The sequence below is a fragment of the Paenarthrobacter sp. TA1.8 genome, from assembly GCF_048595705.1.
Classification (GTDB): domain Bacteria; phylum Actinomycetota; class Actinomycetes; order Actinomycetales; family Micrococcaceae; genus Arthrobacter; species Arthrobacter nitroguajacolicus.
Window position 1 is genome coordinate 4,867,693 of the sequence record NZ_CP184287.1, and the last position, 16,531, is coordinate 4,884,223.

General features: G+C 62.7%; 14 protein-coding genes. 5 read left to right on the forward strand and 9 right to left on the reverse strand.

Annotated features, from left to right (window positions below; all coding sequences use genetic code 11):
• The first annotated feature begins 24 nt into the window (after positions 1-24).
• Entirely contained in the window at positions 25-729 is a 705-nt protein-coding gene (locus ACNAOT_RS22780) for a phosphatase PAP2 family protein (protein WP_420179517.1), read from the forward strand.
• Here ACNAOT_RS22780 and ACNAOT_RS22785 read toward each other — a convergent pair.
• From ACNAOT_RS22785 to ACNAOT_RS22795, 3 genes are all read right to left on the reverse strand, one after another.
• Positions 674-1,861 carry an MFS transporter gene (locus ACNAOT_RS22785; RefSeq protein ID WP_091464212.1) on the reverse strand — a complete coding sequence of 396 codons (1,188 nt, stop codon included), beginning with the start codon at positions 1,859-1,861 and terminating at the stop codon, positions 674-676. The genes ACNAOT_RS22780 and ACNAOT_RS22785 overlap by 56 nt on opposite strands.
• Positions 1,858-2,625 carry a DeoR/GlpR family DNA-binding transcription regulator gene (locus tag ACNAOT_RS22790; protein ID WP_420179518.1) on the reverse strand — a complete coding sequence of 256 codons (768 nt, stop codon included), beginning with the start codon at positions 2,623-2,625 and terminating at the stop codon, positions 1,858-1,860. The genes ACNAOT_RS22785 and ACNAOT_RS22790 overlap by 4 nt, the downstream gene beginning before the upstream one ends.
• A 155-nt stretch (positions 2,626-2,780) precedes the next feature.
• Positions 2,781-4,463 (reverse strand): ABC-F family ATP-binding cassette domain-containing protein, encoded by a 1,683-nt coding sequence (locus ACNAOT_RS22795; RefSeq protein WP_091464216.1) that lies wholly within the window; start codon positions 4,461-4,463, stop codon positions 2,781-2,783.
• A gap of 162 nt (positions 4,464-4,625) precedes the next feature.
• Between ACNAOT_RS22795 and ACNAOT_RS22800 the strand changes: the two genes are divergently transcribed.
• A complete protein-coding gene (locus ACNAOT_RS22800; RefSeq protein WP_420179519.1) occupies positions 4,626-6,215 on the forward strand; it encodes a serine hydrolase domain-containing protein in 1,590 nt (529 codons plus the stop codon).
• Here the strand turns inward: ACNAOT_RS22800 and ACNAOT_RS22805 are convergent.
• From ACNAOT_RS22805 to ACNAOT_RS22815, 3 genes are all read right to left on the reverse strand, one after another.
• Positions 6,199-8,196, reverse strand: coding sequence for a penicillin-binding transpeptidase domain-containing protein (locus ACNAOT_RS22805; RefSeq protein ID WP_420179520.1), 1,998 nt, complete (start codon positions 8,194-8,196; stop codon positions 6,199-6,201). The genes ACNAOT_RS22800 and ACNAOT_RS22805 overlap by 17 nt on opposite strands.
• Before the next feature lie 166 nt (positions 8,197-8,362).
• Complete coding sequence (locus tag ACNAOT_RS22810) at positions 8,363-9,019, reverse strand: response regulator (RefSeq protein ID WP_420179521.1); 657 nt, start codon at positions 9,017-9,019, stop codon at positions 8,363-8,365.
• Positions 9,016-10,296 (reverse strand): sensor histidine kinase, encoded by a 1,281-nt coding sequence (locus tag ACNAOT_RS22815; RefSeq protein WP_420179522.1) that lies wholly within the window; start codon positions 10,294-10,296, stop codon positions 9,016-9,018. The genes ACNAOT_RS22810 and ACNAOT_RS22815 overlap by 4 nt, the downstream gene beginning before the upstream one ends.
• A 195-nt stretch (positions 10,297-10,491) precedes the next feature.
• On the opposite strand from ACNAOT_RS22815, the gene ACNAOT_RS22820 reads away from it, so the two are divergent.
• Both ACNAOT_RS22820 and ACNAOT_RS22825 read left to right on the forward strand, forming a co-directional pair.
• Positions 10,492-11,571: an ABC transporter permease gene (locus tag ACNAOT_RS22820; RefSeq protein ID WP_420179523.1), complete on the forward strand. Its 1,080-nt coding sequence runs from the start codon at positions 10,492-10,494 to the stop codon at positions 11,569-11,571.
• Positions 11,572-11,595: 24 nt separating this feature from the next.
• Positions 11,596-12,297 (forward strand): ABC transporter ATP-binding protein, encoded by a 702-nt coding sequence (locus ACNAOT_RS22825; RefSeq protein ID WP_420179524.1) that lies wholly within the window; start codon positions 11,596-11,598, stop codon positions 12,295-12,297.
• Between the two features lie 48 nt (positions 12,298-12,345).
• Here ACNAOT_RS22825 and ACNAOT_RS22830 read toward each other — a convergent pair whose 3' ends face one another.
• Positions 12,346-12,744 (reverse strand): winged helix-turn-helix transcriptional regulator, encoded by a 399-nt coding sequence (locus tag ACNAOT_RS22830; RefSeq protein ID WP_420179525.1) that lies wholly within the window; start codon positions 12,742-12,744, stop codon positions 12,346-12,348.
• An 84-nt stretch (positions 12,745-12,828) separates the two neighbouring features.
• On the opposite strand from ACNAOT_RS22830, the gene ACNAOT_RS22835 reads away from it, so the two are divergent.
• A complete protein-coding gene (locus ACNAOT_RS22835) occupies positions 12,829-13,434 on the forward strand; it encodes an NAD(P)-dependent oxidoreductase (RefSeq protein WP_420179526.1) in 606 nt (201 codons plus the stop codon).
• 7 nt (positions 13,435-13,441) lie between these two features.
• Here ACNAOT_RS22835 and ACNAOT_RS22840 read toward each other — a convergent pair whose 3' ends face one another.
• Positions 13,442-14,887, reverse strand: a complete 1,446-nt coding sequence (locus tag ACNAOT_RS22840) for a phytoene desaturase family protein (RefSeq protein ID WP_420179527.1) — start codon at positions 14,885-14,887, stop codon at positions 13,442-13,444.
• Positions 14,880-16,397 (reverse strand): glycosyltransferase family 87 protein, encoded by a 1,518-nt coding sequence (locus ACNAOT_RS22845; RefSeq protein WP_420179528.1) that lies wholly within the window; start codon positions 16,395-16,397, stop codon positions 14,880-14,882. Before ACNAOT_RS22845 ends, ACNAOT_RS22840 begins: the two co-directional genes overlap by 8 nt.
• Positions 16,398-16,531 lie beyond the last annotated feature (134 nt).

The window sequence follows — 16,531 nt, forward strand, 5'->3', positions numbered from 1 at the left end:
AGCTGCCGTCGCTACGATGAATGGATGATTCGTGTACTCCATCCGCGTCAACCTCCCAGCTGGCAGTTGGTCACCCCCGGAGTGCTCCTGCTCTGTGCGTTCGCAGTTCCCGGGGTGCTGCTTATGGCAGGGCAAGGGGAGCCGGCATTCAACGGCGTGGACACCATCTGGCAGGCCTACGCCTTCAGCCTGCACTCACCCTTCTGGGATGGAGTCAACGTCGTCCTCAACTGGGCCGGCTACGCGGGGATGCTCGTCTTCCATGTGGTGCTCGCGATGTCGCTCGTCATATGGCAGCGACCCATGGCGGCGGTCTTCGCCGCGTTGAGCGGCATCGTCGTGCTGGCGCTGACGCAGCTTGCCAAAGCCGTGGTGGGTAGAGATAGGCCGGAGGGCGCCAGGGTTTTATCTGATACAGGTTCATACCCCTCGGGGCATGTCTCTGCGACAACTGCCTTCCTGCTGGTGCTTTCCATACTGATGGGACGTTGGTGGATGGCACTGATGGCAGTCATTGGTGTTATCGCCATGATGATCAGCCGCACCTACCTTTCGGCCCATTGGCTAAGCGACGTACTGGGTGGTGCATGCCTCGCCGCCGGCATTGTCCTGCTGATGTGGTGGCGTTTCCGCGATATATGCATCAAGGAGAATGCCCAAGCGGACGGACAGACTATTTGGGCGGCAAGGGCTTCGCAACGCCGGCAAGCAGCAGGGCAAGCAAAATAGGCGCTCCGATGGCCAGCAAGGCCAAGTGGATTCCAGTGTGGTCGCCCAAGTAGCCCAGCAGTGGCGGGCCAGCCAGGAACGCTACGTAGCCGATGGTGGAAACCACTGAAACGCGTGCAGCTGCGTGCTTCGGATCATCCGCTGCGGCCGACATTCCCATAGGGAAAGCCAACGCCGCGCCGATGCCCCAGAGGGCCGCACCAACGCCTGCCAGGATTACATTGCCGGCGAAGACGAACAATGCAAGGCCAACGGCGGCCGCGGCCATGCTGGCCCGGAGGACGTTCACTCTTCCAAACTTGTCGATCGCCTTGCCGCCGAAGAACCGCATGATGGTCATGGCAAGAACAAAGAGCGCGAACAGCAATGCGCCTGTGGATTCCGAGGCGCCAAGCCCGTCCACTGCAGCCTTCGCGATCCAGTCGTTGCCCGCCCCTTCGGTGAGGGTGGCGCCGAGGACCACGACGCCGATGAGCAGCGTCCTGCCGTCCCGCCAAGCCGTGGGGCCCTTCTCAGCGGCCACGCCGCCGTCGTGAATTTCTTCAACCGCGTGCGGCAGGAAGTATTTGGGGACCGTCAGCGCCAAGGCAACGGCGATGGCCGCAATGACCAACAAGTGCTCCGGCAAGCCGACACCCAGTTGGGAGAGGCCGGCACCGATCAGTGCGCCCAGGAACGCGCCACCGCTGAAGGCAGCATGGAACTGCGGCATGATGGTGCGCTTGAGCCGGTGCTCGACGTCGGCGCCTTCAATGTTCTGCGCCACGTCCCACAGGCCGATACCGATGCCGAAGAAGAACAGGGCAACGGCTGTGCCCGGAACGGACGCGGCCATCAGTGAGAAGGCGATTGCCGCGCCGGCAGCCCCAGCCACGATGCCGGCCACCCGGACCGTATTGGCTGTACCGATCCTGCCCACCACCCATCCGGCTGATGGAAGCGCCAGCAAGGACCCGACGGCGGTGCAGAGCAACAGAGTGCCCATCTGGCCGGACGTCAGGCTGAGTGCCTCGGTCACGGCGGGGATGCGGGCAGCCCAGCTGGCGAAGACCAAACCGTTCATGCCGAAGATCAGGAACGTCGCCACCGCAGCGGCGTTGACGTTGGTGGTGCTTCTGGTGTTGGTGGTCATGCAATCACAACTTCCACGGAGAGTTTGTTGAGCCGGGCAAGATCTTCGGGGGGTGGTTCCTGATCTGTCACGATGACGGCCACGGTGTCCATGGCTGCAACGAGTGCTAGCGCGTTGGCATTCCATTTGCTTCCTGAAGCCGCCACTATCACCCGGCTTGCCGATTCCAGACCGGCGCGCTTGACTGCCGCGTCCTCGAGGTCGTGGGCCAGCAGGCCGTCTTTCAGATTGAGGGCACAGGGAGTTACGACGGCGGTGTCGAACCTTAGCGAGCGGATGTTGGCTTGCGTCATCGGTCCCCGGAAGGATTGCTCACCCGGGATGAGGCCGCCACCTGGGAGGATGAGCTCGGGTGTGCGGCCATCCTTGGTACGCGTCAGTGCCTCCACGCCGTGCAAGGACATGGGCATCACGGTGACTTCGCGCCTGCTGAGCCTGCGTGCGATCTCCGTGGCAGTGGATCCACTGTCCAGCCACACGTGTTCGCGGTCTTTGAGGAGCGCGTCCACGGCTGCTGCGATCCGCATTTTGGCGTCGTGGTCTTCCAACTCGCGTTGCCCGTAGCCGGGGTTGTCGCCTCGGGCCACCAGGCTGCGGGCGCCCCCGTGGACCCGCTTCAGCACACCGTTGGCAGCGAGGCTCTCGAGGTCGCGGCGGATGGTGGCCCCGGAGGCTCCCGTCGCTTGGACGAGTTCATCCACCGTGGCTTCTTCGCGGGTGCGCAACAACTCGCCAATGAGTCGGTGGCGGTCAGCGGTTCCCATGCTTCAACCGTAGCAATGTTTGCTCAATTAATCATCCGGTGTGATCATTTGCGCACCGACGCTCTCGCACATCCCATGGCCTAAAGCGAAACGCTCTCGCAGCAGGTGCAAGAGCGTTCGCGGAATACCGCTGGAATGTGAGAGAGCGTGAAGGGTTAGCGGGCGCGCTCCACCCTCTTCTCGTCCCACACAGGTTCCTCGGACTCGTAGACCTTGCCATCCGAGCCGAAGATCATGAAGCGGTCGAAGGACTTGGCGAACCAGCGGTCGTGCGTGACTGCCAGGACGGTCCCTTCGAAAGCATCGATGGCCCGCTCCAGAGCCTCGCCCGAGTGCAGGTCCAGGTTGTCCGTGGGCTCGTCGAGCAGCAGCAGGGTTGCGCCGGAGAGTTGCAGGAGCAGGATTTGGAAACGAGCTTGCTGGCCACCGGACAAGGACTCGTACTTCTGCTCGGACTGACCGGCCAGGCCGTACGAATCCAGGGCGCCAGCCGCAGCCTCGCGGGGAAGGCCGGAGCGGTGTTCGTCTCCACGGTGCAGGATCTCCAACAAGGTCCTGCCCAACAGATCAGGGCGGACGTGTGTCTGGGCAAAGAAGCCGGGCCGGATGCGGGCTCCCAGCTTCACAGTGCCCTCGTGGGGCACTTCAGCGATCACGACGTCGGACACCGGGAGGTGCTCGCGCTCGGGGTCTGTGCCGCCGGTGGCGAGGAGGCGCAGGAAATGGCTCTTGCCGGAACCGTTGGAACCGAGCACACCAACGCGATCGCCAAACCAGATCTCGGTGGAGAACGGCTTCATGAGCCCGGTCAGTTCGAGCTTCTCGGCCACCACAGCTCGCTTGGCCGTTCGACCACCTTTGAGGCGCATTTTGACGTTCTGCTCGATCGGCAATGCCTCGGGCGGGCCGGCTTCCAGGAACTTGGCGAGGCGGGTCTGCGCTGCCTGGTACCTGTTAGCCATGTCGGAGCGGAACGCGGCCTTGTTCTTGTACATATTGACGAGTTCCTTGAGCTTGATGTGCTCCTCGTCCCAGCGCTTGCGGAGTTCCTCGAACCGGGCGTTACGGTCAGCGCGTGCCTCAACGTAGGATCCGAAGCCACCGCCATGAATCCACGCCCCGGCACCGTTGATGCCGGGTTCGAGCGTGACGATGCGGCCGGCGGCGTTGTTAAGCAGCTCACGGTCGTGACTGATGAACAGCACAGTCTTCTTGGACTCGTTGAGTTTCCCCTCCAGCCAACGCTTGCCAGGGACGTCCAGGTAGTTGTCCGGCTCGTCCAGGAGCAGGAGCTCATCCGGACCCGCAAACAGGGCTTCGAGCACCAAGCGCTTCTGCTCACCACCGGACAACGTGGAGGCGCGGCGGAATTGCGCCTTATCGAAGGAAATTCCGAGTGCTGCCATGCACACTTCGTCCCAGACGGTCTCGACGTCGTACCCGCCGGCGTCTCCCCAGTCCACGATCGCCTGCGCGTACTTCATCTGCGTGGGCTCGTCATCGTGCTCCATCATGGCCAGTTCGGCGTCCTCCACGGCCTTCGCAGCAGCGGCGAGGCCGGCCTGTGCCGTGGAAACCAGGAGGTCCCGGACGGTCGATTCATCACGGACCTGCCCAACGAACTGGCGCATGATGCCCATGTTTCCAGAACGGCCCACCACACCTTCGTCAGGGGTGAGATCGCCGGAAATGATCTTGAACAGGGTGGTCTTGCCCGTTCCATTTGGTCCGATGAGCGCCGTCTTGGTGCCATCGGGGACCTTGAAAGTCACCCCGTTGAGCAGCTGGGTGCCGTCGGAGAGGAAGTAGTCGATGCCGGAAACGTCAATATGGGCCACGTTTCAATCCTCCCACGGCGGCGTAATAGCGCTCGACGGCGGCAGCCAGCTTGGGTGCCCGGGCTGACTAACGCCCCGCTGGCGGTGCATGGTTTTCCTTCTGTCCCCCTCTGCCGTGAAGAGCAACCGTGAAGGGACAGTCAGCCCAAGGCAGGTGATGGCATGCAAATTGGTTCCCGGTCACCGCGAAGCCTTCTCGCTTGTTTGCTGGCCGCCATTATGGTGGGAGGCCTTGGCCCGCCGGCAGCCGGTAACGCCGCCATCCCGGCAGAGAATGCGGAGATCACCGGATCGGCCTACGAGGCCTTGGACACCTTCCTCCAGGACCAGCTTAAGACGCTCGGGGTTCCCGGTGCCGCCGTCGTGGTTGTCCAGCACGGCGTCCAGGTGCATTCAGTTGCGTTTGGCCACGCCGACAACTCGGGAAGGCCCATGACCGCTCAGACGCCGGTGCTCCTGGCGTCCACCACCAAGTCACTCACAGCAATTGCCGTGATGCAGCAGGTTGAGGCGGGCAGGCTGGAGTTGGATGAGCCTGTCCAGACGTACCTGCCGTGGTTTGCATTGAAGGATAGCCGCGCGTCCGCGATCACAGTAAGCCATCTGCTGCACCAAACCAGCGGAATGGCTTCAGCAGGTACGGCGTTTGAAGGCAGCGACACCCAAGGTCCCGAAGCCCTGGAAGAAGGTGTCCGTGCACTGTCAGGCGCCCCTCTGGCCAGGTCACCTGGCGAAGCCTTTGGGTATGCCAACGCAAACTACAACATTCTGGGCCTCCTGGTTCAAACAGTCTCAGGCCAGCCTTTCGGCGATTACGTGAGGCAGCACGTCTTCGAACCCTTGGACATGATCCACAGCCACCCGACGCAGGCGGCTGCCCGTGCTAACAATGTGGCTGCCGGGTATTCGTTATGGTTTGGCTCGTTCTGGGGTCAGACGGATGCACCTGCGCCAGCCACAGGCATGCCGTCCACCACCATGTATTCCTCCGCCGAGGACTTGGGTCACGAGTTAACGGCACTGCTGGGGCAGGGGCGGTACGGCGAAGCCCGCGTCCTCCAGCCGCACAGCGTGAACGCGATGTTCGAGCCCCGCGTACAGGTGGACGGCTCCAAGGGGTACGGCATGGGGTGGTTCACCCGTCCACTTGTGGAGTCCGCGGATGATTCCAGGCAACCACTTGACGGAGAATTGCCGCTGCTGCTGGAACATCAGGGCGAGTGGGGCAACTCGCACACGTATCTGGCGATGATTCCCGCTTCCGGAATTGGTGTCGCGTTGGTTATCAACGCCAATGACACCTCCGCACCCTCAAAATTGAAGGCCGTGGATAGCAATGTCCTGCGGATCCTCCACGGTCAGCCCCCTGCACCAACAGTTGTGCAGGAGGACTGGCTGCAGCGCTACAGCTGGGTCGTCGCACTGGCATTGCTGCTCGCAGAGTTGCTCAGTTTGTGGCTGGCACTTTCCATCCTGCTCAGGAGCCGCACATCACCCCCAAAGTGGAAGCCACTCACCTTGGTTTTCAGCGCGCTTGTCTTGGACGCGTTCGCACTATGGTTGTGCTTCGTTTATGCACCCGCCAGGTTTGACACGAACCTCACCGTCATCGTCCGCCAGTTTCCCGACGTCGGACTTTTCCTGGTGCCGGTCCTGGCTTTGGCCCTTCTCTGGCCCATCCCGCGAACAGTTCTCTTGCTCTGGAAGGTGCGGCTGGCTCCGCACCCAAGCGGTGTCAGCCAGCCGCGGTAAGGAAGGACTTCAGCAGGGGTCCGCTGGTGGTGGCACCGAGGCCGCCTTCTTCCACAAACACGGCAACTGCCAGGTCCCCGTGCGTTGCGACGATCCAGGCATGCGTCTTGGGCGGGTTGTCATTCCCGAATTCCGCGGTACCGGTCTTTGCCCCTACCGGCGTCCCGGGGACTTCCGCGAGGAATCCAGCGTGCCCGGAGGTCACCACCGCCCGCATCATGTCTGAGAGCGCAGCGGCTTCTTCCTTGGTGATCGGTTTGGTGGACGCCGGTGACACGGGAGCGGCGCTTGCTGAAGCGAACGACGGCGACGCGCCGCCACTTTCGGTGGGCGCGGCACCGGCGCTGGAGTTCTGGGCAGCGTCAGCGTTCTGGGCGCCATCGGCGTTCAACACGAGTTGCGGAGAAACGGGAGCGCCGTTGGCGACGGAAGCAGCCATGACCGCGGCCGAGAGCGGAGAAAAGAGCACCTTGCCCTGGCCAATCATGGAAGCGGCGTGCTCGGTACCCTCGGCAGCGCCAGGAACCGAACCCAGGAACGCGTCAGCGCCAAGCTTGGGAGCTTCAACCGCTACGCCGAGGGCCTGGGCTGCGGATTCGAGCTGGTCCTGGCTGACAGCATCACGGGCGTTGATGAAGGCAGTGTTGCAGGAGTGTGCGAACGCGTCACGCAGGGGCACCGAGCCAAGGGAGCTTTCGGGGTAGCCTTCGGCATTTTTGAACGTGCGGCCGTCCACAGTCAGCGTTGAGGGGCATTCAACCTTCGAGTCCGGTGTGGCGCCGTTGCGGAACATCGCCAGTGAATCGACGATCTTGAACGTGGACCCGGGCGCATACTGACCAAGCAGAGCCGTGTTGTACCCGTTGCTGCCGGGTCCGGACGCGGCAGCAAGGACAGCTCCGGTGGACGGCTTGAGGGCAACAATGGCCGACGCTGGTCCAACACCAGCCAACGTCTCTTCGGCCAACTGCTGGAGTTTCAGGTCAAGGGTGGTTTTGAGCGTAGTGCCGGGGGACGGGAGCGACGAGAAGAACACCTTTGTGCCGAGCGTCTCGCCTTCTGACTTCACCTCGGGCGTGGCGAGAACTTCCACGCCGTCTTTACCTCGCAGTAAGGAGTCGTACTTCTGCTGCAGGCCGCCGGTGCCCGTGGTGTCCCCGGCACGCAGCGCACCGTTGGAGTTTTCAATCTGTTCGGCACTGGCTTGGCCAACGCTGCCCAACAAGGCGCGGGCAAAGGTCCGGGTGGGAGCCAAAGCCATGGAGTCCAGGATGCTCGAACCGCCCGGAATGGCCTCGATTTTCGCCTCAGTGATCTCCGCCGTGTAGGCACGCAGCACGATGCCCTCGACGAAAGCCTGCGGACCTGAGGCGGCAACCTGCTTGGCGTATTCTTCAGCATCGAGTCCGAGCAGCGTCGCCATGGCACGGGCAGAAGCGTCGGCCTGCTCTGCCGGAACCCTGGTTTTGTCGATGCCCACACGGAAGACCGGACGGTCCTCAACGATCGCAGCATCCCCGGCGCCGAGGATCTGACCACGTTGGGCGGGAACTGTTTTGACCGACAGGGTTTCACCCTCGGAGAGTTCAGGAGCCAGAAGTGCCGGGGTCCATTGGACAGCCCACTTGTCGCCGGACTTCTTCAGCGTGGCCTCGGAACTGTACTCCCACTTGGCCGAGCCGATGTTCCAGGTGTAGTTAAGGGGAAAAGTTGCGGTGTCGCCGTCGAGTTTTACGTCGCCGGATGCGACCGCCGGCTTGGCGTCGAGTCCCTCGAACACGGCTTTGAGTTGATCGTTGGCCGCGGCAGCATCCTTGCCCTCAACGGCCAGTTGGCCGACGTCGAGCGCTGCCAGCGAGGACGCGAGCTGCTTGGCTGCTCCTTCCGCACCGGCGCGGCCGTCATCGCAGGCGGTCAATGAACCAGCCGTGACCAGCGATACGAGACCAAGTACAAGGCTGTGTTTTTTCAATTTCCCCATTTGCGACATTATGCCCCGTTCCCCTGACAGTTTCTTGTCCCGGCCAGCAGACGGACGAAGCCCAGGCCAAGGAGCTCACGTAAACCCGGCACCCCTTCCCCAACTAAGTAGCAGTTAATGCCGTTTTGAGCGCTCAAAACGGCATTAACTGCTACTTAGTTGGGAGTTAGCGCCCGCGGATGACCCTGCGCTGCGTCGCTACGGCAATGGCCGCGGTTCGGTTGTCGACGCCAAGCTTCGAGTAGATGTGCACCAAGTGCGTCTTCACCGTGGCCTCGGAAATGAAGAGCTGCTTGGCCATGGCACGGTTGCTCATGCCCGTCGCCAAGAGCTCCAACAGCTGGACTTCCCGGGCACTCAGGGCCGGCGAAGGATTCCGGATGCGGCCCATGAGTCGCGCCGCAACTTCGGGTGCCAGCGCGGTTTGCCCGGCAGCAGCGGACAAAACGGCTTGTCTAATTTGATCCGGCGGGGCGTCCTTCAACATGTAGCCGCTGGCACCGGCCTCCACCGCGGCGAGGATGTCGGCGTCGGTGTCGTAAGTCGTCAGAATCAGCACAGGCGGCGGGGGAGTCCCAGCCTCGCCGGCCTTGATTTTTTCCGTGGCTGTCACACCGTCCATGCCGCTGCCCATTTGCAGGTCCATGAGCACCAGGTCTACGGGCTCGCCAAGGGTGTGCAGCTTGCTTAGTTCCACCAGGGCGGCCTCACCATCCGCCGCTTCGGCCACCACCGTGACACCCGGAAAGTCGGCGAGCATGGCCCGCAGCCCCGCCCGAACCACCGGGTGGTCATCCACTAGCAAGACACGGATATCACTCACGCAGCACCTTCATCCGCCGGCAGCGGCACGCGAATCGCAACCACTGTTCCTTCACCGGGTGCCGACTCGATTTCCAAGCGGCCGTCCAGCGCGGCCAGCCGTTCCCGCAAACTCTGAAGCCCGACGCCGGTCCCATCGCCACGCGCTGGACCCACCGCCGTCGACGGTTCGAAACCAACGCCGTCGTCGAAAACGTCCAAGGTCACCTCATCGCCAAGGAAGGATAGGGTCACGACGGCGGCCCGCGCGCGGGCGTGAGCCCATACGTTCGCGAGGGAAGCCTGGGCGGCCCGGAGCAGGGTGGTCTGGTACGTGTTCGGCAGTTCCACAGGCGTACCCACCAGCTCGAAGCGGCAGCGCAGCGCGGAACCCCGCGCAGCGGCCTCCGTTTCCGTTTTCCCACAAAGTCGGCGGAGGGTGTCGACGAGTCCGGACTCCTCAAGGTCCGGCGAACGCAGGCCGCGAACAAAGCTGCGCGCTTCAGCCAAATTGGCCGACGCCGTGTCCTGTACCGTCCGCAACCGCTCCTTGGCAGCAGTGGCGTCGCCATCGTCCAAGGCTCTCTCTGCGGATCTTCCCATTAAGACGATGCTGGAGAAACCCTGGGCCAGGGTGTCGTGGATTTCCCGGGCGAGCCTTTCACGTTCAGCCAGCATTCCGGCGTCGTGCTGGGTTCGGGCAAGTTCCGCTCGTGTTCTGCGGAGTTCGTCAGCAACAGTGCGCTGGTTTTCGGCTTCGAGAAAGAGGGCCCGGTACGCCAGCCCCGTGACCACCGCGAACACGGCCCCGAACACCGGTCCCAGTATCATCGCAAGCTGCAGGCCGCCGTCGGATGCTCCCCGGCTGTGGAACCACAGCGTGCCCACCAGAAGGGCAGTGCTCAGACCAATCGCAGGGAGTGCCAAACGCCGGGGGAGCAGGTGCAGTTGCAGGAAGAACAGAGGGAAGGCCACCCATGCGAAGTCGCTGCTGACCAGGAGGAGCAGCAGCCACACAAGCATCACCGCGCCCAGCCACCAGCGTGCGTAAGGCGTGGGTTTGAAGCGCGTCGCGTCGCTTGCATGACGCTTTTCCAGAAGCGTGCCACTGAGGTACACCAGCGCCAGCAGGGCCGAAAGCCCCAGTCCAGCGGCCACAGCCAGAGCCGACGGTGCGCCGCTGGTTCCCATTCCCGTCACCAAACGGACAACGGCCACAAGTAACAGAACCGCGAAACCGACATGCAGGCTCACACGCAGCACGCGGAGTATTGTGGCGGCGCCAGCGGGAGACTGCATGCATCCCAGCGTATCCCCGACATTCCTCGGAGAACCCGCGTTTCCGTCCCCTGAAGCCGGAATCAACCATTCGGTTGATCGTCAGCTCAACCCCACGATGCCAGCCAATCCATCCGGCTCCCGATGTCCCTTCCACGCATCGCCGGAAGAGTTGATATGGACGGGACCAACCCCGCAATGAATCGAAGGAATCCGATGTTTCTTGCAATCCGCGACATTCGTTTCGCCAAGGGCCGTTTTGCGCTCATGGCCAGCGTCGTCGCCCTGATCACCTTGTTGCTCGTCATGCTTTCCGGGCTTACGGCGGGCTTGGGCAACCAGTCGACGTCGGCCATTGGGGCCCTGCCCGTTCAGCAGATCGTTTTCGGCGCACCTACCGGCGGGGAGCCAAAGGCGTCCTTCACAGAATCGGAAGTTTCCTCCGCTCAGCTGGAAACGTGGAGGGACCAGCCCGGCGTTACTTCGGCGCAGGCACTCGGAATCAGCCAAAGCCGTGTGCTGTCGCTAGGGGACGGTGGCGCACCGAGCGGTACAGCGAACACCGCCGTCTTCGGTGGGGCAGGGGCTCCGGCAGCTGTGGAGGACGGGACGGTGGTGATTGGCGAAACACTGGCAAAGGAGCTCTCGCTGGAGGCCGGCGGCCGGCTCCGGGTGGGCGGGACAGACCTTACCGTGGCCGAGGTTGTGGAGGACCAGTGGTACTCCCACACCGGAGTGGTCTGGACGACGCTCGACACGTGGCGGACCATCGCCCACGCGGCCCCCGGGACAGCGACTGTTATCACCGCAACTTACGACGCCGGATCTTCCGTGGACCTCGACGCCGCCAACGCCGCGGCTGGCACCGTCAGCTCGGATCCCGTGGGCTCCTTCCAAGCTTTGGCCTCCTACAAGAGTGAAAACGGGTCACTAATGCTCATGCAGGCATTCCTCTACGGGATCTCAGCCTTGGTGATCGTGGCCTTCCTGACCGTGTGGACCGTGCAACGCACACGAGACATAGCCGTACTCAAAGCGATGGGAGCTTCATCCGGCTACGTGCTGCGGGATGCCCTTGCCCAAGCCGCCCTGGTCCTGCTGATCGGCGCCGGCGTGGGCGGACTGATTGGCGTGGCAGGCGGATTCTTCGCGGTTCAAGCGGCACCCTTCCTCATCACGCCTATGACCACGCTGGTTCCCATCGCAGGGATCGTCCTCCTGGGTTTGGCAGGGGCTGTCATGGCCGTCAGAAACGTCACCAAGGTCGATCCACTGCTGGCCCTCGGCGGCAACTAATACATTCCCAGAAAGGCATGCATCATGACTCGGGCACTGAACCTGAACAACGTCTCCCTCGAATACCCTGACGGCAGTTCCACCCTCAAGGCGTTGGACGCCGTCAACCTCAGCGTCCGCAGGGGTGAATTCCTCTCCCTCGTGGGTCCTTCCGGATCCGGAAAATCCTCCTTGCTGGCCGTCGCCGCGACTCTCGTCAAACCTACGGCCGGGCTGGTCATCATCGACGGACAGGATGTGTCGGCCCTTTCGGAGGCCGAACGCACAGCCCTTCGCCGGGACAAGGTGGGCATCATCTTCCAGCAGGCCAACTTGCTGCCCTCACTGACCGCCGTCGAGCAGTTGCTGATCCGCGAACATCTGCGGGGAAAGCCCGTACGCGACGAACGCGAGAAGGCGGCGGAACTACTGAACGTCGTCGGGCTGTCCGGGGTGGCACACAAGAGGCCACACCAGCTGTCCGGGGGCCAACGTCAAAGGGTGAACATTGCGAGGGCCCTCATGGGAAGCCCAACGGTTCTTCTCGTCGATGAACCAACGGCCGCGCTGGACCACGAACGCAGCGAATCGATCGTCCGGCTACTCCGGCAGGTCACGGATGAATTCCAGACAGCCACCGTCATGGTCACTCACGACACAGAGTTCCTGCCTCTCACCGACGCCGTGACCACGATGCGTGATGGACGAATCAGCCGTGCGCTGGTCCCGTCCGCGCAGCCCAAGTAGGTCGCAGCAGAGCGCGTTTTGACGGCTCAAAACGCGCTCTGCTGCGACTCAGTTGGGGGAGCCGAGGAGGGCCTCGTCCTGCGCTTCGTCGTAGGCGTCACGGGCTTCGAGAATGCTGGGCACATGGCTCTCCGCCCAGTGGCGCAACATGGTGAGCGGCTGCAGCAGGGACTCGCCTAAAGCTGTCAGCTCATACTCCACCCGTGGCGGTACCTGAGCGTAGACGGTACGGGTAATCAGGCCGTCGCGTTCCAGGGCGCGCAGGGTTTGCGTCAGGACCTTGGGAGTAACTACGTTCACCATTTTGCGCAGTTCCGAAAAGCGGACCGGCCCGTCACCGAGCACTTGAATCACCAACGAAGCCCATTTATCGCCGATGCGTTGGAAGACCACCCGCGAAGGACAGTTGGGGTCGAGGATATTTGCGGGGAGGTCTTTAGTATCCAAAAGGTAACTCAGTTCCTTTGAAGCTATCAGTATCCGCTGGATACCGTTGGGGTTATTGCAAGGATACCAACCTCAAGGAGAGCTATGAAAATCGCAGTCTACGGTGCAACCGGTATGGTCGGCAGCCAGATCGTCAACGAATCCCTCACCCGCGGCCATGAGGTCACAGCCATCTCCCGCAAGGGCGCAGAGGTTCCCGGTGCCACTGCCCAGGCAGCTGATCTGGCTGACGCCCAGGCCTTCGGCTCCATCGCCAAGGATCACGACGTCGTTGTGCTGGCTACGGGCCCCAGCCGCACCGGCGGCGACCACGGCGAGTGGCTCGACGCGATGGCTTCCGCCTACAGCAATGCCGAGGGAACCCGCCTCATGATTGTCGGCGGTGCCGGCACCTTGGAGATCGACGGCGTGCGCCTGCTCGATTCCCCCGACTTCCCCGAGGCCTACAAGGCAGAGGCCACCACCGCAGCCAAGGCCTTCGAAGCCGTGAAGCAGACCCCGGAGACCATCGACTGGACCGTCTTGGCTCCCGCTCCCGTCATCCAGCCGGGTGAGCGCACCGGTGAATACACGGTTGCCAAGGATTCACCGGCCGGCAACAGCATCTCCACGCAGGACTACGCAGTAGCCATGCTGGACGAGATCGAGAGCCCGGCGCACCGCCGCGGCCGCTTCACCGCCGCCAACTAACGAGCCGCTACAGTCCGACGCCCAGCCCGGGTACTCGCATCTTGAATATGTCCTTCAGGGCATACCTTGCCGCGTGGTACCCGGGCATTCCCGTAACCCCCGGACCAGGCGGCGTTGACGAGGAACACAGATACACGCCCTCCATTGGCGTTCGCCAAGGCACGTTGGATATAACCGGCCGTTGCACCAGACCACGCAGGTCCAACAGTCCTGCACTGAAGTCACCGCCAACATAGTTCTCGTTGTACGCGGACAGTTCCGCCGCCGTCGTGGTCTTTGACGCCACCACAACATCCCGGAAGCCTGGTGCGTACCGCTCGATGCGCGCTGTGACAGCTTCGGCCATGTCCACCTTGGAGTTAGCGGGGACGTGGCAATAAGACCATAAAACGTGACGACCTTCCGGAGCCCGCGTCGAATCCACCACGGATGGCTGGGACACCAGGACATAGGGTTCCGTTGGATGTTTGCCCATGTCCACCAGGTTCTCGGACTCTGCCATTGCCTGCCGTGAACCGCCAACGTGGACAGTCCCTGCCTTCGCCAATCCGGAATCACGCCACGGAACAGGGCCGGACAGGATGAAGTCCACCTTGCACGCTGCATTCCCGAAGCGGAATGCTTCAAGTGCGCGACGGTAACGGTCGGGAACTTCCGAGCCGCCCAAGCGCGCCAGAGTTGGCGGGGCAACATCCAGCAAGATGGCCTTCGCGGGCCGGACCTGATCCAGCGAACCCACGCGTTCGCCCACATGGATGGTGCCGCCGTGAGCAGTAAGATCGTCAGCCATGGCCCGGGCAATGGACATGGAGCCGCCAACGGGTATCACCCAACCGCCCGAGTGGGCCAGAGTGCTGAGCAACAGCCCGGCACCCGTTGAGCTAAGGGACGGCTGCGATCCAAGGGCATGTGACATCACACCCGTCAGCAGCGCAGGGGCGGCTTCTTCGCGGAATCGGCGCATCCAGATCGGGGTCCCCTGATCCAGGGTTGCCAGCCCAAACCTGACTGCCGCCAGAGGATCCTTTGGAATGCGCAGGAGTTGGTTGGACGTAAATTCCACAAGCCCGTCCACCCGCTCCAGCAACGGCTGCATCAGGCGTCGGTAAGCGGGTCCATCGACACCCAGCTCCTGCACCGTCCGATCCAGGGATTGGTAGGCCAAGGCCGCACCTCCGATGTCCAACGGCGTACCGTGCTGGACCTCCGGCACCCTCAGGTCCACGCGCTGCGACAGCTCGAAAGCGCGGAAAAAGGGCGACGCAACAGCCATGGGATGCACTGCGGAGCACACGTCGTAGAGGTAGCCGGGTTCAATCAACTCACTGGTCCGGGACCCACCACCGATCGCATCGGCTGCTTCGTAGAGATGGACACTCAGGCCCGCACGGGCCATAACCACTGCGGCGGCCAGGCCATTAGGACCGGCGCCGACGACGGCGACATCAACCATCGCTGTTTACCTCCGTACGCTGGGGTGCTTTGGGGTCGGTAGTCTCCACCGTAGCCCGAGGACGCCACGGCAGCGCTGACCGGGAGGGGCGGAAAGCGTCGAGCCTCAGCCAGTCCCGGGCGCCGTCGAATGGTCCACCATGGGGATCGTCCTCGCCATACGCGCGTAGTGGATCCTGGGCAGGGTCCCAAATATCGATGACCACCCGCACCATGAGATATGCCGTTGCAACCATATGTACACCCACGGCCAGCACGTAGTAGGACATATCAATGTTGTGCTGGACGGATCCGCCACTGGTCGTTTGGCCCAGATACATCCAGATGGCGGCCCAATGCAGCCCTTCTGCGGCTTGCCAGATGAGGAAGTCGCGCCAGCGGGGGCGGGCCAGAGCGAGGAGCGGTATGAGCCAGATGACGAACTGGGGCGAGTAGACCTTATTGGTCAGGATGAATGCGGCAACAATCAGGAACACCAGTTGGGCCAGACGGGGTCGCCGTGGAGCACATAAGGCCAAAGCACCGATAAGTACGCACGCCAGGACGAACAGAAACAGTGCCATGGAATTGATGGCTGCGCCGTCAATCTGCACCCAACGGACCCTGTCCGCCACGAGGTTGTAGGCAAACCAAGGTGAGCTGTACCCGGCAGGGCGATCCTGGCTGAATTCAAAGAAGTATTGCCAGCCCGAAGGGTTCATCGCTGCGATGGGCAAGTTCACCGCCAGCCAGGATGCTGCGGCCGCACCGGCTGTGATGAAGAAGGCACGCAACTTCCCGGTTCGGAGGGCCAACAGCAACACGGCACCGAGTATGAGGGCCGGGTACAGCTTGGTGGCAGCTCCCAGACCGATGACCACTCCTGCCAGGATCAGCTTGTCCCTGGAGAACAGGTACATGCCCAAAGCCAGCAGCCCCACAGCCCACATGTCCCAGTTGATGAACCCGGCCAGGATGATCCCGGGTGCTACGGCCACCATGGCTGCGTCCCAAGGGCGGCGCCTGTTGATCCTGGCCGTCAGGAGGACGGTAACGATCCAAATCGCGACGATCAGTGTTGCGTTGACATCGAAGTAACCCAGGATGCGTTCGTTCCCCATGCCTTGGCCGGGCACCAGAAAAGCTGTCACGCCGGCGATGATGCCCATGAGCACTGGATACTCGAACAGGCTGCCTTGGGTGAAGAAGGGAAATATGCCCTCACCGAGACCGCGGTTCCGGAAGAGCTCAGGGAAGTCCGAATAGCAGGTCGCGTAGAACTGGCCGGGAGTCTCCCAGCCACGGACGCGGCAGTAATCCTTTGCGATTACGGCGAGCAGTGCAGCCACAACGGTGAGGATTATCAGGACCCGTTCCACAGTGAACGGGCCGGGTGAAATGTTCTCTGGCGACGAATGCTTGCCCAAGGGTCCGCCCACGAGTTCCGTGAAGTTCCGGAGCAGGGCGTCGCTGCGGCTGGGAACCACAAAGCGGGCACGTTTTTGTAGCCGGTGAGGCTTCGTCTCCTGCATGCGATCGAGCTTACAGTCCTGCGAGGTGCACTGGGTCAGAGCATCATGGGATTAAAAGGGGAGGAGCCCACGCGTAGCCGCGTGGGCTCCTTGAGATTCAGCATGAATGTGTGGCACCTGAACTCCTTCTGGCG